Origin of the sequence: Neptunicoccus cionae, from assembly GCF_014643735.1 — a bacterium.
In the GTDB taxonomy this organism is placed as follows: Bacteria; Pseudomonadota; Alphaproteobacteria; order Rhodobacterales; family Rhodobacteraceae; genus Amylibacter; species Amylibacter cionae.
In genome coordinates this window covers 1-23,360 of sequence record NZ_BMKA01000005.1, presented here as the reverse complement: position 1 = coordinate 23,360, position 23,360 = coordinate 1, and the positions used below count along the sequence as shown (strand labels likewise).

General features: G+C 58.3%; 20 protein-coding genes. 10 read left to right on the top strand and 10 right to left on the bottom strand.

Annotated features, from left to right (window positions below; genetic code table 11):
* Nucleotides 1-355: 355 nt before the first annotated feature.
* The 4 genes from IEX10_RS15710 to IEX10_RS15695 are packed head-to-tail and all read left to right on the top strand — an operon-like array spanning nt 356 to nt 4,178.
* Nucleotides 356-1,216, top strand: coding sequence for an FAD binding domain-containing protein (locus IEX10_RS15710; protein ID WP_188677465.1), 861 nt, complete (start codon nt 356-358; stop codon nt 1,214-1,216).
* Nucleotides 1,213-1,686, top strand: a complete 474-nt coding sequence (locus IEX10_RS15705; RefSeq protein ID WP_188677463.1) for a (2Fe-2S)-binding protein — start codon at nt 1,213-1,215, stop codon at nt 1,684-1,686. Before IEX10_RS15710 ends, IEX10_RS15705 begins: the two co-directional genes overlap by 4 nt.
* 1 nt (nt 1,687) lies before the next feature.
* Nucleotides 1,688-3,940 carry a xanthine dehydrogenase family protein molybdopterin-binding subunit gene (locus IEX10_RS15700; RefSeq protein WP_188677461.1) on the top strand — a complete coding sequence of 751 codons (2,253 nt, stop codon included), beginning with the start codon at nt 1,688-1,690 and terminating at the stop codon, nt 3,938-3,940.
* Complete coding sequence (locus IEX10_RS15695) at nt 3,933-4,178, top strand: MoaD/ThiS family protein (RefSeq protein ID WP_188677459.1); 246 nt, start codon at nt 3,933-3,935, stop codon at nt 4,176-4,178. Before IEX10_RS15700 ends, IEX10_RS15695 begins: the two co-directional genes overlap by 8 nt.
* Nucleotides 4,179-4,279: 101 nt before the next feature.
* On the opposite strand, the gene IEX10_RS15690 is transcribed toward IEX10_RS15695, so the two are convergent.
* The 5 genes from IEX10_RS15690 to IEX10_RS15670 form a co-directional block, all read right to left on the bottom strand.
* Nucleotides 4,280-5,176, bottom strand: a complete 897-nt coding sequence (locus IEX10_RS15690) for an alpha/beta fold hydrolase (protein WP_229678589.1) — start codon at nt 5,174-5,176, stop codon at nt 4,280-4,282.
* 32 nt (nt 5,177-5,208) lie between these two features.
* Nucleotides 5,209-6,153, bottom strand: a complete 945-nt coding sequence (locus IEX10_RS15685; RefSeq protein WP_188677456.1) for a glucokinase — start codon at nt 6,151-6,153, stop codon at nt 5,209-5,211.
* A 1-nt stretch (nt 6,154) separates the two neighbouring features.
* Nucleotides 6,155-6,919 carry an ATP-binding cassette domain-containing protein gene (locus IEX10_RS15680; protein WP_188677454.1) on the bottom strand — a complete coding sequence of 255 codons (765 nt, stop codon included), beginning with the start codon at nt 6,917-6,919 and terminating at the stop codon, nt 6,155-6,157.
* 12 nt (nt 6,920-6,931) lie between these two features.
* The gene (locus IEX10_RS15675; protein ID WP_188677450.1) at nt 6,932-8,260 is read right to left on the bottom strand and encodes a sugar ABC transporter permease; all 1,329 of its coding nucleotides are present in this window, start codon (nt 8,258-8,260) and stop codon (nt 6,932-6,934) included.
* 177 nt (nt 8,261-8,437) lie between these two features.
* Nucleotides 8,438-9,463, bottom strand: coding sequence for a substrate-binding domain-containing protein (locus tag IEX10_RS15670; protein ID WP_188677448.1), 1,026 nt, complete (start codon nt 9,461-9,463; stop codon nt 8,438-8,440).
* Nucleotides 9,464-9,639: 176 nt separating this feature from the next.
* Between IEX10_RS15670 and IEX10_RS15665 the strand changes: the two genes are divergently transcribed.
* Both IEX10_RS15665 and IEX10_RS15660 read left to right on the top strand, forming a co-directional pair.
* On the top strand, nt 9,640-10,848 hold the full coding sequence (locus IEX10_RS15665; RefSeq protein ID WP_188677446.1) for an ROK family transcriptional regulator: 1,209 nt from the start codon (nt 9,640-9,642) through the stop codon (nt 10,846-10,848).
* Nucleotides 10,832-12,382 carry a CRTAC1 family protein gene (locus IEX10_RS15660; protein WP_229678588.1) on the top strand — a complete coding sequence of 517 codons (1,551 nt, stop codon included), beginning with the start codon at nt 10,832-10,834 and terminating at the stop codon, nt 12,380-12,382. Before IEX10_RS15665 ends, IEX10_RS15660 begins: the two co-directional genes overlap by 17 nt.
* A gap of 5 nt (nt 12,383-12,387) precedes the next feature.
* On the opposite strand, the gene IEX10_RS15655 is transcribed toward IEX10_RS15660, so the two are convergent.
* From IEX10_RS15655 to xylB, 4 genes are read right to left on the bottom strand one after another with little or no spacing between them, the layout of a single operon-like run.
* The gene (locus IEX10_RS15655; protein ID WP_188677849.1) at nt 12,388-13,662 is read right to left on the bottom strand and encodes a cytochrome-c peroxidase; all 1,275 of its coding nucleotides are present in this window, start codon (nt 13,660-13,662) and stop codon (nt 12,388-12,390) included.
* 35 nt (nt 13,663-13,697) lie between these two features.
* Nucleotides 13,698-14,669 (bottom strand): aldose epimerase family protein, encoded by a 972-nt coding sequence (locus IEX10_RS15650; RefSeq protein WP_188677442.1) that lies wholly within the window; start codon nt 14,667-14,669, stop codon nt 13,698-13,700.
* 5 nt (nt 14,670-14,674) lie between these two features.
* Nucleotides 14,675-15,982 carry a xylose isomerase gene (gene xylA / locus IEX10_RS15645; RefSeq protein ID WP_188677440.1) on the bottom strand — a complete coding sequence of 436 codons (1,308 nt, stop codon included), beginning with the start codon at nt 15,980-15,982 and terminating at the stop codon, nt 14,675-14,677.
* A 1-nt stretch (nt 15,983) separates the two neighbouring features.
* Entirely contained in the window at nt 15,984-17,438 is a 1,455-nt protein-coding gene (gene xylB / locus IEX10_RS15640; RefSeq protein ID WP_188677437.1) for a xylulokinase, read from the bottom strand.
* Nucleotides 17,439-17,570: 132 nt separating this feature from the next.
* On the opposite strand from xylB, the gene IEX10_RS15635 reads away from it, so the two are divergent.
* The gene (locus IEX10_RS15635) at nt 17,571-18,320 is read left to right on the top strand and encodes a sulfite exporter TauE/SafE family protein (protein ID WP_188677433.1); all 750 of its coding nucleotides are present in this window, start codon (nt 17,571-17,573) and stop codon (nt 18,318-18,320) included.
* A 52-nt stretch (nt 18,321-18,372) separates the two neighbouring features.
* Here the strand turns inward: IEX10_RS15635 and IEX10_RS15630 are convergent, their stop codons facing one another.
* Nucleotides 18,373-20,010 (bottom strand): sulfatase-like hydrolase/transferase, encoded by a 1,638-nt coding sequence (locus IEX10_RS15630; protein WP_188677429.1) that lies wholly within the window; start codon nt 20,008-20,010, stop codon nt 18,373-18,375.
* 197 nt (nt 20,011-20,207) lie between these two features.
* Here IEX10_RS15630 and IEX10_RS15625 point away from each other — a divergent pair, with 197 nt between their 5' ends.
* From IEX10_RS15625 to IEX10_RS15615, 3 genes are all read left to right on the top strand, one after another.
* Nucleotides 20,208-21,389: an FAD-dependent monooxygenase gene (locus IEX10_RS15625; RefSeq protein WP_188677427.1), complete on the top strand. Its 1,182-nt coding sequence runs from the start codon at nt 20,208-20,210 to the stop codon at nt 21,387-21,389.
* Nucleotides 21,390-21,493: 104 nt separating this feature from the next.
* Entirely contained in the window at nt 21,494-23,146 is a 1,653-nt protein-coding gene (locus IEX10_RS15620) for an Ig-like domain-containing protein (protein WP_444543232.1), read from the top strand.
* Nucleotides 23,046-23,360 (top strand): Ig-like domain-containing protein (locus IEX10_RS15615; protein WP_444543231.1); only part of this gene is annotated, 315 nt, incomplete at its 3' end. The genes IEX10_RS15620 and IEX10_RS15615, both read left to right, overlap by 101 nt.

Sequence of the window (23,360 nt, the reverse complement as noted above, 5' to 3'; positions counted from 1 at the left end):
ACGGGTGGTGAGCTCGCAAAGCGGCCACACACCAGCACTGCCACAGGTCATAACATCGGCCCCGCCTTGGCAAGTGTCTTACGAAAATTCCCTAGCGTAACAGAAATTTGACCCTAGGTCGTTTATGTCTCCGGCGTGAAGATTTTTAATGACCTAAGCTACGGATTAGCTTTTTCTTACTTGCGCCTGTGGTTTGGCACAGGCACGGTCTGCCCATATGTCGATTCTGGGTGTGCTGCCGGTCCAAAGGCGCTACCTTGAAGGCAAATCGGGAGTGGGGCGACTGTAAGGCCCTGTCCGGACAGAGATAAAGACGAACAAACGGGTGGCTTCCACCTTTATACCAGGAGAAAACATGCAGTATCATACGCCAAGCAGTTTTGATGATGCAGTGGCACTTGCCAAAGACGCACAAGGCGTCACCCGCTTTCTTGCGGGTGGCACCGATGTGCTGGTGCAGTTGCGCGCAGACATTGTCACGCCAGATGTATTGATCGACATCAAGAAAATCGACGGTGTGTCGGATATCGCCCGCGAAGGCGACGGCTGGCGCATCGGCGTGGCTGTTACCGGCGCGGAAATGAGCGAGCACGACACATTGGCCAAGGAATGGCCGGGTCTGGTCGAAGCGATGGATCTGATCGGCTCTACGCAGGTGCAGGGACGCGCCACATTGACCGGCAATCTGTGCAACGGATCTCCGGCGGCGGACAGTGTTCCGGCTATGGTTGCAGCCGGTGTGACGGTGTCGGTTACCGGCCCGAACGGTGAACGGAAGGTTGCAGCAGAAGATATTCCGGTGTCTCCGGGTAAAACCAGTCTGGAAGCAGGAGAGCTGGTGACGGCTGTTCACGTTCCGGCACGGGGCAAATCGGGTGGCGACGCTTACTTGCGCTTCATCCCCCGCACCGAAATGGATATCGCGGTTGTGGGCTGTGGGATCAACCTGCGCCTTGATGGCAAAAAGATCGTCGAAGCGCGCGTATCGCTTGGCGCGGTGGCGCCTACGGTGCTGCTGGTGGAAGACGCCGCCAATGCTATTATCGGTACCGAACTGGATGACGCAGCCCTTGACGCGCTGGCAGCAGCGGCCAGTGCCGCCTGTAATCCAATCAACGACAAACGCGGAACCATCGAATTCCGCACCCATGTTGCCGGCGTGTTGGCAAAACGCGCCGCAAAAATTGCATACGAACGGGCGGAGGCCGCATCATGATCCACGTAAATACCAAAGTTAACGGCGACGATGTTGAATTTCTCTGCGACCCGCGGGAAACCCTGCTGGACGCGCTGCGCGACAAGCTGGGCCTGACCGGCGCGAAAGAGGGCTGTGGCACCGGCGATTGCGGCGCGTGTTCTGTCACCATGGATGGTCGACTGGTGTGTTCCTGTCTGGTGCTCGGCGCTGAAGCTGACGGCAAGGAAATCGACACGGTTGAAGGCATGGCCGAAGGTGAAAACCTGCACATTTTGCAGGAAAAATTCATTGAACACGCAGCATTACAATGCGGGATCTGTACCCCTGGCATTCTGGTCGCAACCAAAAATCTGCTGGAAAAACACCCAGAGCCGACCGAGACCCAAGTCCGGTACTGGCTTGCAGGCAACCTGTGCCGCTGCACCGGTTACGACAAAATCATCCGCGCGGTCATGGAAACCGCTGCTGATCTGAGAAAGGCTTCCTGATATGGCGTTTGACGAGACTAAAACAGAAGACTTCAAGGTTGTCGGCCAACGGGTGAAACGCCCTGACGGTGTGGACAAAGTGACCGGCAAAGCCAAGTTTGGCGCGGATGCCGTGGCTCCGGGCATGTTGTTCGCAGCGGTCGTGCGTTCGCCACATGCCCACGCAGGGATTGTGAAGATCGACACGTCCAAAGCCGAAGCGCTGGGCGGCGTCAAAGGCGTTGTGACCCGCGCAGATTTCGCAACCGGCCTGACCGGCGGCGATCTTGATGTGCTGGAAAACGTCATGGCGGGCGAAAAAGCGCTCTATGACGGCCATGCGGTTGCTGCTGTGGCTGCGACATCGCAGTTGATCGCACGGGATGCGGCCAAGCTGATCGAAGTAGAATACGAAGTCCTGCCCCACGTCACCGATGTGGATATGGCAATGGCATCGGACGCGCCTGTCATCCGCGAAGGGGCGGCGGATCAATCCGTGCCTGAAGGCATGCACGCCAATGTGGTACGCTATCACGAAAGCGGCCACGGCGACATCGAAGCCGGCTTCGCAGAGGCCGATCTGGTGGTGGAAGACAGCTTTAAAACCGAAGCGACCCATCAGGGCTATATCGAACCTCACGCCTGTCTGGCCCAACTGGGCGGCGACAACAAAGGCGAACTCTGGTGCTGTACGCAAGGGCACTGGAACGTGCAGAAACTCTGCGCGGCGATGCTGGGTCTGGAAACTTCGCAACTGCGGGTGACAGCCTCTGAAATCGGGGGTGGTTTCGGTGGTAAGACTGCCGTCTTTATCGAACCTGTTGCGCTGGCCCTGTCGCGCAAGACCAACCGTCCTGTAAAACTGGTGATGAGCCGCTCTGAAGTGTTCCGCGCTACAGGGCCAACGGCATCTACGTCGATGGACATTAAAATCGGCATGAAGAAAGACGGCACCATCACTGCCGGTCAGGGCACTTTCCGTCTGCAAGGCGGGGCCTTCCCCGGTGCGCCGATGGAGTTTACCGCCATGTGTGCTTTCGCGCCCTATAACCTGCAAAATGTCAAACAGGTCGGCTATGACGTGATGGCCAACCGCCCGAAACAGGCGGCTTACCGTGCGCCTGGCTCGCCTATGGCGGCCTTTGCAGTTGAATCGGTGATTGACGAACTGTGCAAGAAACTCGGCCTCGACCCGATCGAAGTACGCCTGAAGAACGCTTCCAAGCAAGGCACCAAAGCCAGCTTCGGCCCGACATGGGACCGGATCGGTCTGGTGGAAACACTGGAAGCCGCGCAATCCCATCCCCACTATTCAGCACCGCTGAAAGAGGGGCAGGGCCGTGGCATTTCTTGCGGTTTCTGGTTCAACCACGGCGGCGAAACCTCCGTAACGCTGGCCCTGTCCGAAGACGGGACAGCGCAGCTTTCGGTGGGAACACCGGACATTGGCGGCTCCCGCGCCTCTATGGCGCAAATGGCTGCCGAAGAGCTGGGCATTCCTTACGAAAACATCCGCACCACAATCGCGGATACGGCTACGCTCGGCTATAACGAGGTGTCCCACGGCTCTCGTGTGACCTACGCCTCCGGCCTTGCCACCATTAAGGCCGCCCGTTCTGCGGTGAAAATCCTTTGCGCCCGTGCGGCCGCAAAATGGGGCATCGACGAAGATGCTGTGGTCTGGGAAAACGGCTGTGCCAAACCTTCCGGCCCGAACGCAGGGGAATTCGATCCGCTGCCGATTGACAAGCTGACCCGCAGCATGGGGCGCACAGGTGGTCCGATTGTGGGCCACTTTGAGGCCACCCCCGAAGGCGCTGGCGTGTCCTTTGCCACCCATATCGTAGATGCGGAAGTGGACAAGGAAACCGGCCAGACCAAAGTCGTGCGCTATACAGTGGTGCAGGACGCGGGCAAGGCGATCAATCCGGCCTATGTGGAAGGCCAGTTCCAAGGCGGTGCAGCCCAAGGCATCGGCTGGGCGCTGAACGAGGAATACATCTACGGTGAAGATGGGCGTTTGCAGAACTCTGTCTTCCTCGATTACCGTATTCCTGTGGCTTCCGACCTGCCCATGATCGACACGGTGATTGTCGAAGTCCCGAACCCCGGCCACCCCTACGGTGTGCGCGGTGTGGGCGAGACTTCGATCTGTCCACCACTGGCTGCGATTGCCAATGCTGTGTCAAACGCGGCGGGTGTGCGTTTGAAAGAACTGCCAATGTCGCCACCGCGCATTCTGGCGGCGCTGGAAAATCAGGCTAAAAATGGTTGAGGTGAACCTCTGGTCCGGCCTGCGCGCCTTTGCTCATGGCAAGGATTGCGTAGAGGTGGATGCAAAAAACGTCGGCGAGGTCCTTTCGGGCCTCGTCGAGAAATACCCCGGACTGGAACATGTGATCGAAGCGGGCGTGTCGGTTGCGGTGGATGGCAAAGTCATCGCCAGCGGCCTGACTGAACCTGTCAAACCTGACAGCGAAGTCTACCTGATGCAACAGCTCAAGGGCGGCTGACAGGCACACCACCTATCGCTCTTTTTGGTCCAAATATCCAAATTCCACCGCTGCATCGACAGATGAATTTCGCAGTTGAATCAATATTTTAAGACGCCGAATTAACTCGTCCGGTGTAGGAAGATGTTGATCTGGTCAGCCACCCAATCCGGTTGCTGGTGCAAAATCCAGTGGTCCGCCGTGTCGTGTTCAACCACAGTCAGATCATCGCAGTATTGCGCCAGCCCGTCCCGCGTTTCAGGCCGCAACGCGGTATCGTTCATCCCCCATAGCAACAGGTGTGGCATGGTGATGCGCAGGTCGGACGGCTTCCACTCCGGCAGCTTCTCGGGGGCAATCGGCTTGCCCGGCTCAGCCACCAGCAGCGGCGTTGCGCGGTACCAGTTGATCATCGCGCGAACGCCAGCCTCGTCCCGCCACGCGCGGTGATATTCGGCACGCAGATCATCGGTTAGCCAGCTCATATCCATCTTGTCGGAAAACAGCGCGAACATGCGTTCAAAATCGTTTTCAGCCAGCGCCGTTTCCGATCCGGGTGCGCGCAGCCATTCGATGTACTGGCTTGCAGCTGACTGGTCGCCCCCCGCCGCCAGTTCTTTTTGGAACGGGGCAGGGTGGACGCCGTTCGCAATAATCAGACGCTCGATCATGCCGTCGGGCGCCCGCATGGCGCAGGCATAAGCGACAGAGGCGCCCCAGTCGTGGCCGATCAGTGCCGCGCAGCGGCCCTTGCCAAAGCGTTCGATCATGGCCAGCACATCGGCGGCCAGATGTTTCGCGGCATAGTCTGAAACATCCCCCGCGCGCCATGACCCGCCATAGCCCCGCTGGTCCGGTGCAACACAGTAATAACCTTCGGCGAACTCGGGGATAACGTCGGCCCATGCGCCGCAGTATTCGGGGAAACCGTGCAGGAACAACAACAGCGGTTTGCCGGGCGTGCCAGCTGTGAGGGCGTGAAATGGCTTGCCGTTCAGATCGAATTGGATGTTTTGCACTGTGCTCTCCGCTGTCCGCTTCCAGTACAAGTCTAGGCAGGGTTTTTCGCCGTTTCCAGACATCCTGACAGTGCCGCAGCGTCATCCACAATGAGACCGAGCGGAATATCACGTAAGACCTGCTCCATCGGTCCGGCCCGGTCCAACGGGGCTGTCAGATCGTTCACGCAACTGGTGCCAAGCAAACTACGCGCCACACTGCCGGCGAGGAAAATCCCGTCTTTGGGCATGAAATGCAGCGCAAGGGCTGGCAGGTAGAGCGCTACCAGTTTGCGATAAAGATCGCGGGCGTGTTCGGCTTGTGGATCATCCCCGCTTGCCGCGCGGCTGGCGATGTCTACGCCGGTGCAGGACTTACCCGAGAGCTGCTGGTACAGGTGTTCAAACCCGCGGCCCGAGAGAATGTCTTCGACTGTGGTGAGCGGCTCGGGTGCCGTGCCAAGCCTATGTGCCAGCAGCTCTGCCATATCGCGGGGCAGGGCGCTGTGGCCGATCTCGGCGGCAACCACACCGTCGCGCCCTGCCATTGTAATTCTTGTGGCGCAGTTCACGCCCGTGCCAAGTCCAAGAACCACCGTCTGACCGTTGCTGCCCTTGGTGTCGCCCTGCCGAATTTGCGTTACCTGATCCGGCTTCAGGCTGGCCGTTGAGCGGGCCAGTGCGGACAGATCATTGATCAAACGCATCTTGGGCGCGCCCGCTGCACTGGCGGTTGAAGTTGCATCAATCACCCAGTTTCGGTTTGTCAGCTCTGCCACTGTTCCAGCGACAGGACCGGCCACCGCAATGCAGCCGCCGGTTATGTTCTTGGGTGGGGGACAATCACGCAGGAAAGCCGCCAGCACATCGTCGAATTGACCGAAATCCCTGTTTGGATAACTTCGCTGCGTACCCGCCAGAAGCCCTGCATCACTGCCATAGGCAAAACGCGCATTGGTGCCGCCAATATCGGCCAGAAGGTAACAGGCGCTGCTCACGTTAATGGGCCGCCGCCGGTTCGGGTTTCTTGCCCATGATAATCATCGACAGAATGTCATCCTCGGTTACGTCTTCCACACGTTCCGTCCCCACAAGCTGGCCGTTTTTCATCACTGAAACACGGTCGCAGAGTTCCATCATCTCGCGGGTGTCATGGCTGATCAGAAAGATGCCAAGCCCCTGTTTCTTAAGCTCTTGTATCAGGTCCGCCACCATCTTGGTTTCATGCACCCCAAGTGCGGCTGTCGGTTCGTCCATGATCAGGATGCGGGCATTAAAATAGACCGCTCGGGCAATGGCAACGGACTGGCGCTGGCCACCGGAAAGGGCCGAGACCGGCTCTTTAAGTTTTTTGAAATTCGGGTTCAACCGCGCCATGATCTTGCGGGTTTCGGCTTCCATCCGTGCATCATCGACAAAGCCGATGCTGTTGGTCAGTTCACGCCCCAGAAACAGATTTGATGGGGCATCCAGATTATCCGCCAGCGCCAGAGTCTGGTAGATGGTTTCAATGTTATAGTCCCGCGCATCCCGCGGGCTTGCGATTTCCGCTTTTTCCCCGTCGATCAGGATTTCGCCACCGTCCCGCTGATAGGCACCCGAAAGGATCTTGATCAGCGTGGATTTCCCCGCCCCGTTATGGCCAAGCAACCCGACCACTTCGCCAGGGTAAAGATCAAGGCTCACGTGATCCACGGCGCGGATGCCGCCAAAAGAGATTGAAATGTCACGCAATTCGACAAGTGGTGTTTGTGTCTGTGTCATAAATCGGTGCCCTTACTTGGAGTTGCGACGGTAAAGAATGTCAAGGAATACGGCAAAGACCAGAACAGAGCCGACGACCACCTGCTGGATGGCCGCATCAAAACCGATCAGAACCATGCCGGTTTGCAGCGATTGCATCACGAAAGCGCCTAACACAGCGCCATAAATCGTGCCGATGCCTCCGGCCAGTGATGTGCCGCCGATTACAGCGGCTGCGATCACGTAGAGCTCATCCAGGGTTCCAAGCGAATTGGTGGCAGAGCCAAGCCGTGCAGAGGCCACGACAGCAGAGAGGCCGGTCAGGAACCCCGTCAGGGCGAAGATCTTCACCGTCATCCAACGGGTGTTGATCCCGGCGAGTTCGGCCGCTTCGGGGTTGCCGCCGATGGCATAGACATAGCGCCCGAAACGTGTCCGTGACATCAGGATGGTCATCAAAATGGCAACTGCCACAAGGATCAGCACGGGAATGGCAAAACCGTGCGATATGAACAATCCGCCCTCTGGCACTGTGATGCCGGTTTCAGCCACATGACGTTTCACGATACCTTTGGGCCAGTAATAGGCGTTGACCAGCAGCACCGCGCCGATCACCGCACCGCAGCCTGCGATGGCAAGGAAGGTTTCCGCCCAGACAGGGCGCATGGCAAAGCCGAACCCCCGCCGCCGTTTCCGGCCCAGCCACATCATGCCCAATACCGCTGCACAGCCGATCGCGCCGATAATCCAGCTTCCGGTTGCGCCGATGGCACCGTAAGGCCCGCCACCCAGCAGGGCGAAGGTGGGATCAACAGGGGAAATGGTTTCGCCCCGCGCCACCAGAAACGCTGCGCCGCGCCAGACCAGAAGCCCGCCGAGCGTTACGATGAAGGCGGGAATTTTGCCGTAAGCGATCAAAAACCCGTGCAATGCGCCGACCATCGTGCCGACCAGAAGGCCGGAACATATCGCCAGTATCCATAACAACGGATGCCCCAGACCGATAAGCTGGGGCAGGATATAGACCTGTGTCACCCCCATGATCATCGCACAAAAGCCAAGAACCGACCCGATCGACAGGTCGATATGGCGGGTCACGATGACCAGCACCATGCCTGTTGCCATAATGCCGATAGATGCCGTTTGTACCGAAAGGTTCCACAGGTTGCGCGGAGTCAGAAAGGCACCGAACCCGTTCACAAGCTGACCATAAAGGTGAAATCCAACCCAGATCAGCGCCAGCGCACCAATCATGCCAAGCAATCGGGTGTCCATTTCAGTCGCCTTTATGAAGCGGTTGAACAGGCCGTCAGGCCGGTTGCGGGCGGCAGGTGCCGGAGTGTCTGCGGTGTTATCGGTCATGAGCGGTGTCCTGAACCAGTGTCTGTTAGAGTCAGCTAAAGCGTACCGTATCCTATAGCCTCGTACTCTAATCGCGAAGCCTGCAGATCCGGCTTGCCAGAAGCCATAAAAATTGGGGTGTTTTGAATTAGGAGCGGGCACCGCCGAAAAGGTCCGGCAATGCCCAAATCGTTTAGATCAGCAACCCGAAACGCCGTCCATTGCGCCTTCGCAGACTTTGTCCTTGGCGATATGGCCCGCGTCGATCACAGCGCTGATATTGTCTTTGGTGATCGGGGTGGGTTCCAGAAAGATCGCATTCATTTCAATACCTTTGGAACCACCGGACCATTTGACCGCACCCTCTACCGCGTCAAGCGCTGTGCCACCGGCCAGTGCCACCGCGATTTCAGCGGCAGCCGTGCCAAGCTGGCGGGAGTCTTTCCAGACTGAAACGGTCTGGGTGCCGCGCGCGACACGGTTCAAAGCGGCGTGATCGCCGTCCTGTCCGCCCACCGGCACGTCCATGCCTTGTGCTGCCAGCGCAGCAATCACACCACCGGCCATGCCGTCATTTTCGGCCAGAACCGCGTCAACGTTGTTGTCATTGGCGGTCAGGATTTGCTCCATGTTCTTTTGCGCATTGTCAGGCTTCCAGCCGTCCGAGAAGGCTTCCCCGACGATTTTAATCTTTCCGGCCTCTACATCGTCGCCGATCACTTCCATCATGCCTTCCAACAGAAAAGCCGCGTTCGGATCGCCTTTATCCCCTTTGATGATAGCGAAATTGCCTTCGGGTTGCACGGCAGTCACGGTTTGCGCGATGATCCGGCCCACACCCTTGTTGTCAAAGGTCAGATAAAACGTGCGGTCGTCTTCGATCAGACGGTCATAGCCCACGACGGGGATGCCCTCATCATCCGCTTTGCTGACCGCAGGACCGATTGCGTCCTTATCCATCGCCAAAATAATCAGCGCATCTGCGCCCTGTGCGATCAATGCTTCCACATCGGTCAGTTGTTTCGCAGCCGAAGCCTGCGCGTCAGCGGAAATATACTTGGCACCGGCAGCTTCCAGTGCTTTTTTGATGGCCGCTTCGTCGGTTTTCCAGCGTTCTTCCTGAAAATTGGACCAGCTGACACCAACAGTCAGATCAGCGGCAAGTGACATGGTCGTCATGGCAGCAGTGGCCACAGCCGCGAGCGCGACAGTAAATTTTTTCATGGTTCCCTCCCAAGGATAATGCGACCCGCAAATGTCCGAAGCTCGAACAGTCGGGTGTGGAAAAGTGATAGCAGTTTTAATTTGAAAATCAAATTAAATCAGGTAAAACGGGTTTCAATGGTTTTTTTGTAATAATCCCCTAGATTTAGACCCGCAGCATTTAAGGAGCGGCAACAATGATCGGACAACAACGCAGCTATGGCAGGCGGGTTCTTCTGGCCGCGATTCGCCAGAACAGCCCGATCGCGCGGATTGATTTGTCCCAACAGACCGGCATCAGCCGCGCCACTGTGACGACCGTGACAGCAGAACTGATCCGTGCCGGACTGGTGGAAGAGGTTGCCGCACAGGGAACTGAGATGGCTCGCGGTCGTCCCCGTGTCGATCTGAAAATCCGTGGTGCGGCCCATCTGGTAGCGGGCATAAAGATTGCCAATAGTTCGCTGTCGCTGGTGCTGATGGATTTCGAGGGCAACCAACTGGCAGAGCATAATCACGTCCTGTCCAAGACAACGCTTGGCACCGATGCGCTTGTGGGGGAACTGGCCAAGGCCCTTGGCGATATGCTTTCACCGCTGGGCAAGACGGTATCCGATCTGTCAGGCGCGGGTATCGGGATTGCTGGGATTGTGGACGTGCAGCAGGGGCTGGTGCATTGGTCGCCTTCGCTTTCGGATCGCAATATCAACCTGCGCAGCGCCATAGAAACGGCCCTTGGTGTGCCGGCTTTTGTGGACAATGACGCAAACCTGGTTGCGATGGCAGAGAAACGCTTTGGCCTAGGGCGCGAGGCGACGGATTTCATCGTTGTCACAATCGAAAGCGGCGTTGGCATGGGGATCGTGATCAACAACGAGATTTATCGCGGCACGCGGGGGTGCGGTGCAGAGTTCGGCCATACAAAGGTCCATCTGGACGGGGCGCTGTGCCGGTGTGGCCAGCGGGGCTGCCTAGAGGCGTACGTAGCGGATTACGCTTTGCTGCGGGAAGCAAGCGTCACCTCGTCCCGTGAAGCGCTGGCGCAGGGTACAACGGACGAGCAAAAGATCGAGGCCCTGTTGCAGCGCGCCCATGACGGCGATCCGGTGGCGTCTAACATCGTGCTGCGGGCGGGCCGGATGTTTGCGATGGGGCTGGCCAATATCGTCAACATTTTTGACCCCCAGTTGATTGTACTGGCAGGGGAGAGGATGCAATCCAACCACCTCTACGCCGAAGAGGTGATTGCAGGAATTAAGAACTCCATCGTGCAGGTCGATCAGCCGCCGCCCGAAGTGGTGATCCACCGCTGGGGCGATCTGATGTGGGCCAAGGGGGCTGCGGCCTATGCGTTGGAAGGGGTGGAGGAAGCGGCAGTTGCAGCTTTGCGTGCCGGTGAGGCCTGAGCTGCTGATCCTGTTGGCGCTCGTCGCAGCACCGGTGGCGTCAGACCCTGTGTTTCGTCCCGTGACCGTGCCTGCGCACATCTATGCAGGCGGATGGGAGCATTTCGTCGGCGGCGGCGTGGCAGTGCTTGACTGTGATCAGGACGGGTACCCTGATCTCTATGTTGCAGGTGGACAAAACCCCGCGCGACTGCTGCGCAATACCACCGCTGTGCAAGGGACGCTGGGCTTTGTCCCGTTGCCGTTGATTGCGGCGGAGATGACGGATGTAACGGGAGCCTATCCGTTGGATATTAACAGTGACGGTTGGGACGATCTGGTCGTGCTGCGCGTTGGTGAAAATTACTTGTTGCAGGGCGGACCCGATTGCGCCTTTACCCCGTTTGAAGACCTGTCGTTTCAGGATGTCCCCGCATGGACCACCGCGTTTTCTGCAACATGGGAAAGCGGGGCGGAATTGCCAACACTCGCCTTTGGTAACTACGTGGATCGCCAAGACCCGAGCGGCCCGTTTGAGGCTTGCGACACCAATTATCTCTATCGGCCCGAAGGGGGCAGCTATGGCGCACCGATCCCGCTGACACCGGGGCTTTGCCCCTTGTCGATGCTGTTCAGCGACTGGTCGCGCAGCGGGCGGGCCGATCTGCGGTTCAGCAATGACCGTCATTACTATGTGAAAGACGGTCAGGAGCAACTGCTGCAAATGGCTGAAATTCCTCGGTTTTACACGGGAGCTGACGGTTGGCAGGCGCATAAGCTTTGGGGCATGGGCATTGCCAGCCGCGACCTGACGGGGGATGGCCTGCCTGATGTGATGATGACCTCTATGGGCGATCAGCGATTGCAGATACAGGACGGCGATGGCACGCAGCCCCGTTTTGTGGATGCGCGCTATGACCTTGGCACCACGGCGCATCGGCCCTTTATCGGGGGGGACGGGCGGCCCTCAACCGGTTGGCATGTGCAGTTCGGCGACGTGCAAAATGACGGGCGCGACGATATTTTCATCGCCAAGGGCAACGTCGAACAGATGCCGGGTCTGGCAATGCAAGACCCGAATAATCTGTTGGTGCAGGATGAGAACGGAACCTTCACCGAAACGGCAGAGGCGGCGGGTGTAGCCAGCCTTCATCGCGGGCGGGGCGGGGCGCTGGTTGATCTTGATCGGGATGGGTTGCTGGATCTGGTGGTGGTCAACCGGCGCGTGCCGCTGGAAATCTACCGGAACGAAACAGCGAAGGCGGGGCGTTGGACCAGCTTGCGGCTCTCGCAGGCCGGCGCGAATAAAGACGCGGTGGGCGCTTGGATAGAGGTCAAAGCAGGCCGCGCGCTACACAGCCGTGAGATTACTGTTGGCGGAGGACATGCAGGCGGGCAGCGCGTGCCAGAGCATTTCGGTCTGGGAACAGAGGCAGCGTTTTCCCTGCGGGTGATCTGGCCGGATGGGACCACAAGTGACTGGACGACGCTGTCCAGTGATGCAGCCTATGTGATCCGCGCCGACGGCACACGTTTAGCGGTAGCGCCCGACTAAAAAGGTTACTCCACCGGCAAACCACTCGGGACTTGTTCCGGCACGCCGAGCCTCCCTTTCAGGCTGACCGGATCGCTTAGGCTGTTAAGGAAAGCAAGGATCGCGTCGAGTTCCGGCTCTGTTAGGGAAACAGGCGGAAGTTCAATCGCGGCGGCAATACGGTCGGTTTCAGCATCGTCATAGAGGTTCGAAAAATCTTCGGCCCCGTCCAGCGCTGGCAGCATCGCCTGATCTGGTGTGTACCCACGTAATGCTGTTTCCGGCGTCAGGTGATGGCGGACCATCGCGCGCAAATCGCCATAGGCGCCGTTGTGTCCGTAGGGTGCGGTGTGTGCCACATTCCGCAACGACGGGGTGCGAAAGCGGTAGGCATCCTGCGGCGCGCCGGTCACACGCATCCGGCCTTCATCCCGCTTGTGCCGCTCAAAGCGGGCCGCTTTGCCCGGACCGATCTGGGGCAGGCCGATGGCGTGAAAATTTTGATCGGTCTGGAACTGTCCGGAATGGCAGGTGCCACACCCCGCCGCACCGTAGAACAGCTCCAGTCCTTTTGCGGCTTGTGCAGGAAGGGGCGTCTCGTCGCGCAAATAGCGATCAAACGGGCTGTCATCGGCACGCCATTCAAAGGCCATGAAGGCGGCTATGGCGTTGGATATGTCTGAGAAATGCAGTGGTATTTGCGTGCCGTCCAGTGCTGCGAAACCGCGCTGGTATTCCGGTATGGTGGCCACCCTTGCTGACAGGATCGCCCAAGCGCCGTTCGGTCCGGTGTAAAAGCCCTGCCGCACTGCTTGGGCTACATCGTTTTCGGAATAATGCCCCGCCATTTCATCCGGCGAAAGCACCGGGAACATGGTTTGTGCGGATAGAACGCCCTCAAATCCCTGCTCCATATCCGCGCCAAGAGGAGTGCGAAATCCCATCGGATCCGCGTCATCTACCTCCAGCCGCCCGTCGTGAAACAGGGTCCGGAATTGGGATGCGCCCAGATTGAACAGCGCAGGGGCATTGCGCGGAATGCGTTGTTCGGGGGGATTGTGCGGATCGCTGCGCCGCTCTGGCCCCAGTCCGGTGCCACCATCCCCAAGCCCCAGCGACACACCGTCAGATGTAGCAAAACGCGGGTGGTGGCAGGTGGCGCAGGAAACAGTTCTATTGCCGCTTAGAATCGGATCATAAAACAGCAATTGCCCCAGACGCACCTGCGCCATATCAGGCGCGGCAAACTGCGCATCCGCTTTGGGCAACGGGCCAGAGCCGGCGGGCAGACCCGCGGCCATCAAGGTGCCGATCAGCAGGGAGAAGCGGCGCAGGTTCAAGGGGACTCCGGTGCCAGGCTAAGGGTTAGGGTCTGAGCGTAGGGGCGATCCGGCGTGACCACAATAGAGGGGTACTCCGGCTGGTTCAGCGCGTTTGGATAGCCCTGTGGCTCCAGACACAGTCCGCCGTAAGGGGCATGGGTCTGCCCATCAAGCGGCGGCGCCAGCGGGCTGAGGTGTCGTCCTGTATAAAGTTGCACTCCGAGCTGGTCTGTTGTCAGGTTAAGGGTCAGACCGCCTTGGGACAGTTGCGCTTGGGGGGGGCTTGTATCCACGCAATAATTCAGATCAATGCCAGCTTTATCAGGATCAGCCGAGCGCACGAGTTTACCCCCCTGAAAATCCAGCGTATTCCCGTCGAGTGACAGTTTGGGACCACGGGGAATACCTTCAGGGTCTGCGGGCAGCAGCGCATTTGCGTTGATCCGCAGGTGATGGTCCCAGATCGTGCCTCTGCCCGAAAGATTGTAATAGGAATGCTGCGCCAGATTGATCGGGGTCGGGCGGTCCACCGTGGCATTCATGCGATAGGTCAGGGTATTTGCATCAAGGCTGATTGTGGTCTCAAAGTCTACCGTGCCGGGAAATCCCTGATCCCCGTCAGGTGAACGCAGGGTCAGCCGAACCGCGCGGGTACCGTCCGCGTCGGCCTGCCACAGGCGTTTCTGCAGACCATCGGCCCCGCTGTGCAGCAGGTGGGGTGGCTCGTTCGCAGGCAGCTGATAAACCTGACCCTCCAGTTCAAACCGCGCGCCAGTGATCCGGTTTGCCACCCGCCCGACAATACCGCCCAGAAACTGCGGATTGTCCAGATAGGACGCCGGATCGCGGTAGCCGAGCACGATGCTGCGGGACGGTCCGCATAAATCTGTTTGCCAGCTTTGCGTCACCGCGCCAAGGTTCAGCACCGTCACCGCAGAGTCAGCACCCGTTAAGGTAAAGGCGCGAATATCTGCGGCGGCGGGCATCAGGATCAGACGAACCGATTGACGATGTTTTCCAGTCGCTCCTGCTTACCTGAACGGGGCGCGGGTGCGATCTCGCCTGCGTTTACTTTGTCAAAGATGCTGTCAAAATCGCTTTCAAGCATTGCTTTGGCCGCAGGATCATCCCATCCGCTGTAACGCTCTTGCAGGGCGTTCTCCAAGCCACCGTCCTCGATCATGGCGGCGGCGGCTTTCAGGCCGCGGGCGCAAATATCCATCGCTCCGGTGTGGGAAGCGATCAAATCAGCCGCATCAAGGGACTGGCGGCGCAGTTTGGCATCAAAGTTGGTGCCGCCCGTGGTAAATCCGCCAGCTTTCAGGATGTGATAATAGGCCAGCGCGACCTCGGGCACATTGTTGGGGAACTGGTCCGTGTCCCAGCCCGACTGGTAATCGTTCCGGTTCATATCAATAGAGCCAAACACTCCAAGCGCCGCCGCCGTGGCGATTTCATGTTCAAAGCTGTGGCCCGCAAGGATCGCGTGACCCTGTTCAAGGTTCAGCTTCACCTCATTTTCCAGCCCGTATTTTTGCAAAAAGCCATAGCAGGTGGCCGCGTCATAATCATACTGGTGCTTGGACGGTTCCTGCGGCTTGGGCTCCACAAGAATTGCGCCTTTAAAACCAATCTTATGCTTGTACTCCACCACCATATTAAGGAAACGGCCCATGTGATCCAACTCACGGCCCATGTCGGTGTTGAGCAAAGTTTCATAGCCTTCACGCCCGCCCCAAAGCACGTAATTCTCCCCGCCCAGTTTCTGCGTCGCATCCATGCAGGTCTTCACAGTTGCCGCTGAATAGGCAAAAACATCGGGATCGGGGTTGGTCGATGCACCGGACATCCAGCGACGATGGCTGAACATATTGGCCGTGCCCCAAAGCAGCTTGATATTGCGGGATGACATCTTTTCACCGAAATAGTCGATGATTTCCTCAAAATTCCGCAGGCTTTGTGCAAATGTATCGCCTTCAGGGCGCACGTCCGCATCGTGCCAGCAATAGTAAGGCTGGCCGATAATATCGAACATTTCAAAGGCCACATCCGCTTTCAGCTTGGCGCGGGACTGGTTGTCTTGCGGGTGCCAAGGGCGTTCAAAGGTGGCGCCGCCGAAAGGGTCGCCACCTTCCCATGCAAAAGAGTGCCAATAGGCCACGGCAAAGCGCAGGTGGTCTTCCATGCGTTTGCCCATCACCATTTCGTCGGGATTGTAGTGGCGGTAGTCAAATTCTGTGCCTTCACCGTCACCGACATATTTTGCGGGGGCAATGCCGTTAAAGAAACCTGTTGTCATATCATAATGCCTTTATTGCTGGGTAAACGGCGCGGTAGGCTTGATAGGCCTGTGCATACGCCTTCGTTAAATCTGAGTTGGGGGAGATCCTGCGGTTTATGCGGGGCGGTGTCATCACGGTTTCCGGTGCTGCGCCGGTTGCACCGCAAATCGCTAGACGGGCCGCCCCCATCGCCGCACCGTTTTCACCGTCTTCCGGCAGGTCGAGGGGCAGATCCAGCACGGTCGCGATCAGTTCAAGCCAATAGTTTGACCGTGACCCGCCGCCAATCGCCATAATGGATGACAGTTCGGTCCCCGTAGAATGTAGCGCGTCGAGGTTTTCCCGCAGGGCAAAGGCCACACCTTCAAACACCGCCTGCACCAGTTCACGGTCGCCTGTCGCGTGATCCAGCCCCAGCAATGCACCGCGAATGGCGCTGTCGTTATGGGGGGTCCGTTCACCCGACAGGTAAGGCAGGAACGTCACCGAACCCGGCGCGTTCAGCGGACCATCCAGCAACCCTGCCAACTCGCCCGCACGGGTTTTCAACGTGCGCGCCAACCAGTTGAGGCTGTCTGTCGCCGACAGGATCACCCCCATCTGATACCATCTATTCGGGACCGCATGACAGAACGTGTGAACGGCCGAAGCGGGCAGGGGCGCATAGCCGGATTTACCTGCCAACAGCACGCCAGAGGTACCAAGGGACACAAATCCCTGACCCTCATCCAGCGCGCCAATGCCACAGGCTGCGGCGGCATTGTCGCCCGCACCGCCTACCACGACCACGCCATCCGGCAGGCCCAATTCGGCGCAGCGTGCTGTGCTGACAGGGGCGGCGACTTCTGATCCTTCCACAAGGCGGGGCATCTGGTCTTGCGCCATGCCGGATTGTTCCAGCAGGGCAGCGGACCAGTCCCGCGCACCCACATCAAGCCAGCTTGTTCCCGCGCTGTCGGACATGTCGGAAACCCGCGCTCCGGTCAGCCAGAATGACAGATAATCCTTTGGCAACAGTACAGTGGCGACACGGGCGAAAATGTCGGGTTCGTTGTTCTTAACCCAAAGAAGCTTTGGCGCGGTAAAGCCGGGAAACACAATATTGCCGGACAAAGCATGGAAATCGGGTAGGGCATCCAGCTTTGCGGCCTCCGCGCTGGAACGGGTGTCGTTCCACAGAATGCAGGGGCGTAGCACATCGCCCGCGTCATCAAGCAAAGTCGCGCCGTGCATCTGACCCGCCGTGCCAATCGCCGCCAGACGCGCCATCTGTTCGGGGTGGGTTTGATGCAGCTCGGCTATTGCTGTCTTGCAGGCCGCGATCCAATCGGCGGGGTCTTGTTCGGACCAACCCGAATGGGGATTTTCCACCGGATAGGCCGCTTGCGCCGCGCCAATGACTGTTCCGTTTTCCGCCACAAGCAAAGCCCGCAGCCCCGATGTCCCGAGGTCGATTCCCAGATAGGTCTTCATGCTCTCTCCCTTTGGGGTAGTTATTCACGTATTTAATTTTTCTGTCAAATTAAAAAATCGCGGCGGTTTGGAATGTTCGGGAAGGGGCTGTTTCCTTCTCGCCACGGCGGGCAGTGGCCGCTAAGAGGGTTCATGGATATTTCAAGCGTTACCCTTGTTGCGGCGGCTGCCTTTCTGTTTGCGGGCTGTGTAAAAGGCATTGCCGGCATCGGTCTGCCCACGGCTGCGATTGCGGCGATGACGCTTGCGATTGAGCCTCGCATCGCGATTTCGCTGATCCTGTTTCCAATGCTGGGCATCAACGGCTGGCAATGGCTGCGGGGCGGGCACGTTTTGCGCACGATCCGCCGTTACAAGGTGTTTGCGATTGTTTTGTGCATCGGTGTTGTCGTGACGAGCGTTCTGGCCCGCGATGTGGATGACCGCTGGCTTGCGGGAGCGCTGGGCGTGGCGATCCTGATCTTTGTCGCGGTCAGCTGGCGGGGCTGGTTGCCCCCGATCAGGGCAGAGCATGACACGCTGGCGCAACTTGGCTTTGCGACATTGGCAGGGGGGATCGGTGGTTTGACGGCGGCTTGGGCCGCGCCGCTTGGGATGTATCTGTCCGTGCGGCAGGTGGAAAAGGACGAGTTCATTCGCGCTACCGGATTTCTGGTGGCGGTTGGCAGTGTCCCGCTGGCGGTGTCCTACGCGCAATTGGGGTTTCTGGGTGGCCCGCTTGCGCTGACGTCTGCTTTGATGCTGATCCCTGCGCTGGCAGGTTACGCGATTGGAGAGAAAGTCCGCAATCGTCTCTCGCCCGCTTACTTCCGCAACACGATTTTGCTGGTGTTTCTGATCCTTGGTCTTAACCTGATCCGGCGCGCCTACTTCGGAGCCTGAGCGAACCGCACCCCTAGGAGGTGCGGTTAATCAGTTGGTATTGCAGGGTATATCAGTCCGTATATTTTGCCGGTGCAGGGCCGCGGTAGAACTGGATCAGCTCCTCGGGCACTTCGGTTCCGTCATATAGGAAGGGCAGAATGCCTTTGCGCCCCGATCTGCCACGGCTGTTGCGAATATCCTCTTCAGAGCGCGTGACCCGCTGGCTCATCCGCAGGCCCCATTCGTGCAGATGGGCGTAAAGCTTGTCGCGCACTGCGGCGTGTTCTGCGCTGTCGCCCAGATCGTAAAATTCTTCGGGATCGGTTTTTAGATCAAACAGCATGGGGCGGAAATCTGCGGCTGTGTGGATCAGCTTGTAACGTCCGTCAAATACCATAAACAGCCGCGCATCGCGGGGTTCCAGCCCCAGCGCAACGGCCTGCGGGGTCGCGGAGAAATCATACTCGGAAATCGCATATTCCCGCCATTCCGGCGTTTCCCCGTGCAACCAAGGCAGAAGGGAACGGCCTTCGATGATGTGATCCGGCACGCTGCCCCCTGCGGTTTCTACGAATGTGGCGGCAAGGTCGATGCTTTCGATCAAGGCATCGCAGACCGTGCCCCGCGTGCGGTCGGCTTCCTTGCGCGGATCAAACACGATCATCGGAACCTTAACGGATTGTTCGTGGAACATATCCTTTTCGCCCAGCCAGTGATCCCCGAGATAATCCCCGTGATCCGAGGTCAACACGATCATTGTGTCATCCATTTTGCCGGTGGCTTCAAGATGGTCGAGCAACCGGCCCAACTGGTCATCACACTGTTTAATCAGCCCCATATAGGCTGGGATCACCTTCTGGCGTACCTCGTCGCGCTGAAAGGCGTTGGCGATTTTATTGTTCATATAGGCGCCGTAAACGGGGTGCGGATTTTCCCGTTCCACATCATGACGCAGTGCTGCTGGAACGTGGTTCGGCCCGTACATGTCGTTATAGGGCGCGGGCACGATATAGGGCCAGTGGGGTTTGATAAACGACACATGGGCCAGCCACGGGCCGTCCGTCTGATCCACAAAACGGATGGTTTCAGAGGTTAGCCACGGTGTTTCGGAGTCTTCCTCGCGGATGTTGGCGGGTTGGTCGGCGTTGCGGAACATCCAGCCGCTTGCGATCTGCTCGTCGGTGATGCCGGCATTGGCAAAATCCGCCCAGGGGTTCTCGCTCAGATAGCCTTTTGACTTCAGGTATTCATTGTAAGGTGATCTTTTTTCGTCATAAAACCCGTCCGGCCCTTGCCCCCACAACCCGTCATCGCGGCACCAGTTGTCAAAACCGCATTCCGCCTGACGCGCGCCGATCTCGCTGTCCGCAGACAGCCCCAGCCGCGCCATACCTTCGGCATCGGCCTTCATGTGGGTCTTGCCGATGATCCAGCTGTTCATCCCCAGCTTGCGCAAATGATCCCCGATGGTGACTTCGCCAACCCGCAGAGGAAAGCCGTTCCATTGCGCCCCGTGGGACGAAGGATAGCGCCCCGTGTAATAAGACATGCGCGATGACCCGCAGACCGGCGACTGGACATAAGCATTGCTGAACCGCACGCCTTGTGCCGCAACACGATCAAAGTTCGGCGTATGCAAATGGGGGTGTCCGGCGCAGCTGAGGTAATCGAAACGCAATTGGTCATACATGATGAACAGAATATTCATGGGGCCTCCTTGGTGTTGGCTGTGTTTACTGAAGCTGTGGAAACCTCGCAACCCGTTAATATGTTAAGGACCACCTGCGGGGCCGAGCCTTTCAGTGAAATCCGTGTTGGATTGTGCGGGCGTAGTTGCTAGTCAGAGCCCATGACACATCCGCGCACATCCCAATTGATCCTTACCCCCTCACGGGAGCGCCGCAGGTGATCCGCCGCGCAAATATCGCCGGTGCGGGGATCGGCGGGCTGACAGCGGCTCTGGCGCTCGCGCAACAGGGTATCAAGGTCTGCGTGTTCGAACAGGCCCCCGCCTTGGGGGAGGTTGGTGCCGGTTTGCAGCTAAGCCCCAATGCGATGAAGGTGCTGACGCATCTCGGATTGGGTGAGCCGTTGCAGCAGGTGGCTTTCGCGCCGGAACTGGCGCGCATTAAGGACGGGATTACCGGACGCGATCTGGTTCGTTTGCCCCTAAAAGACCAGTGCGAAGCGGTTTACGGCGCGCCTTATCTGCATGTACATCGTGCTGATCTTCACGAAATTCTGGAAAATGCAGCCCGCCAGCTAGGGGTGCAGATCAAAACCGGATCGACTGTCACAGGATATACCACTTCGGGTTTGCGGGTGGATGGAAACGAGGAGCAAGCCGATCTTAACATCGGCGCGGATGGCATTCGTTCTGCGATCACCGCGCAAATGCACCCGAAGTTTGCGCCGCGGTTTACCGGTCAACTGGCGTGGCGTGGCACAGTGCCGACAGCCAATTTGCCCGATGGGTTGATCCCCCCCGATGCAACCGTCTGGGTCGGGCGGGGGGCGCATGTGGTGACCTACTACCTACGCGGTGGCAGTCTGGTGAATTTCGTCGCCGTTGAGGAACGGGACGACTGGCAAAACCCAAGCTGGAGAGAGCGGGGAGACCCTGCCGATCTGCTGGCCCGCTTTGCGGGGTGGCATGGCGATCTGCAAACCCTGTTTGAAGCTGTCGATGCGACCTACCTTTGGGCACTGTTTGATCGGCCCCAATTGCCGAACTGGTCTGATGGCACCACGGGATTGCTTGGCGATGCCTGTCACCCGACGCTGCCTCTTATGGCGCAAGGGGCGGCGCTGGCGATTGAAGATGCTTGCGTTCTGGCGGGCTGCGCTTCACGGTCGGTAAGCGATGTGGCGGCGGCGCTGGAACAATACACCCGCTTGCGGAAACCGCGCGCAACGCAGCTTCAGGCCCGCGCCCGTAGGAATGCCGTATTGTTCCATCTGGACGGGCCGTTTCAAGGGGCAGTGCCCAGATTGAAACTTTCCATTGCCGGACATTTGCCGGACAGGCTCGGCCTGCGCCCGTTTGACAGCATCTACGGATATGACGCTACTCAACTGCCAGAGTAACTTGCATACTATTGGTTGAACCACCTATGCCTTTGATGCTGTTTCCGATCTAAGGGGTCTGGTGTAAGCGCATTGGACAGGCCACAAAAACCGCCGTAAATTTTATGTTTAAGTTGAATTTAGGACCGAGTTGCCGCAATCTGGGCGCGCGATATAAGGGTGGAGGGTTTTTACAACCCGCCGGGAACTCTGCCCAGGCGTCAATTTTAGATAAATCGAACAATAACACGGCCGGACAGCCCGTTAGGAATAGCAAGATGACCCCCACTGATAATGATGACTTGATTGATGAACGCACTGCCCTCGGCTCTGTTTTAGTAGACGGGCTTGGCGGTGACGACAGCATCCTCGGGAGCGACTTTGACGACAGCCTGTCCGGATCTGACGGGTATGACACGATCTTGGGCAACGACGGAGATGATCAGATCAGCGGCGGTGACTTGCGCGACAACCTTTACGGGGGCTCTGGTGAGGACATTCTGGCAGGGGATGGCGGCAATGACCGCGTTTACGGGCGTCAGGATGCCGATACAATCTTTGGTGGTGAAGGCCGTGACTTCCTGCGTGGCAACGATGGTGACGACGTGGTGTTTGGCGGGACCGGATCGGACATGCTGAAGGGGCAGAACGGCGACGACATTCTGGACGGGGATGACGATGATGACGTCATTTATGGCGGCAACGGCGACGATGTTCTGAGGGGCGGTTCGGGTGATGACGAATTGCGCGGCGGGCGCGGGGATGACCGACTTTCCGGTGGTGAAGGGGATGACGAAATTCACGGCGGCACTGGCAAGGATCGCATTCTTGGCGGCGATGGTAATGACGACATTTATGGCGGATACGGCAAAGACCGCATTCAGGGCGGCGACGGGGATGACAAGATTGCTGGCGGTTATGGCGGGGATGAAATCCTTGGCGGCGCAGGCGCGGATTTAATTCGCGGCGGACGGGGTCGCGACACGATAAAGGGCGGTGACGGTGACGACATCATCGCGGGCGGCGGTGGGGATGATACCCTGTTTGGCGGCAACGGCGATGATATCGCGGTCTATGGCGGTTCGATCTATGACTATTCCTGGTCCACCTCTGGCGGCACAACTACCGTCATCGACAACAGCACGCGAAATGGTGACTCCGGCACGGATGAACTGCAACGGGTTGAGGCGCTGCGCTTTAACGACGGTGAGATCCTTCTGGGCGGTTCCAACAATGCGCCAGTGGTGACAGCGCGCGATGTTACAGTCAGCGAAAATGGCACTGTTGATTTCTCTTTGACCGGAGTGGATTTCGACAAGGATGCGGTATCGCTCTTTAGCGTGAGCTATAGCGGTCCTGGTGATTATGCCACCACAGGGTCAAGGCTTACGACAAATGGCAACCACACGGAAGTTGTCACCGATATTACGTTCTTCACAAATGGCGGTTTTGAGTCATTGGCCTTCGGGGAAATCGAGGTAGAGCAGCTTGTCTTTACTTTCTTTGACAACAATGGCGGGTACACCCATCAAACTGTAGCAGTCACAGTCACCGGCGAAAATGACGCGCCGGTTGCGCAAGCGGGCACAGCTTCGGGTGACGAAGACACAATGATCTCAGGCACCGTCGCAGCTTTGGACGTGGACGAGGATACGCTAAGCTTCGCGCTTGCAACGGATGGTGCCAATGGATCGGTCGCTATGGCAAGCGATGGCAGCTATTCTTACACGCCCAATGCGGATTTCAATNGTTGCGCAGGCGGGTACAGCTTCGGGTGACGAAGACACAGTCATCTCGGGCACTGTCGCAGCTTTGGACGTGGACGAGGATACGCTGAGCTTCGCGCTTGCAACAGATGGTGCCAATGGATCCGTCGCTATGGCAACGGATGGCAGCTATTCTTACACGCCCAATGCGGATTTCAACGGCTCTGACAGCTTCACCTACACCGTAAGTGACGGGAACGGCGGCACAGATACACAAACGGTTAAT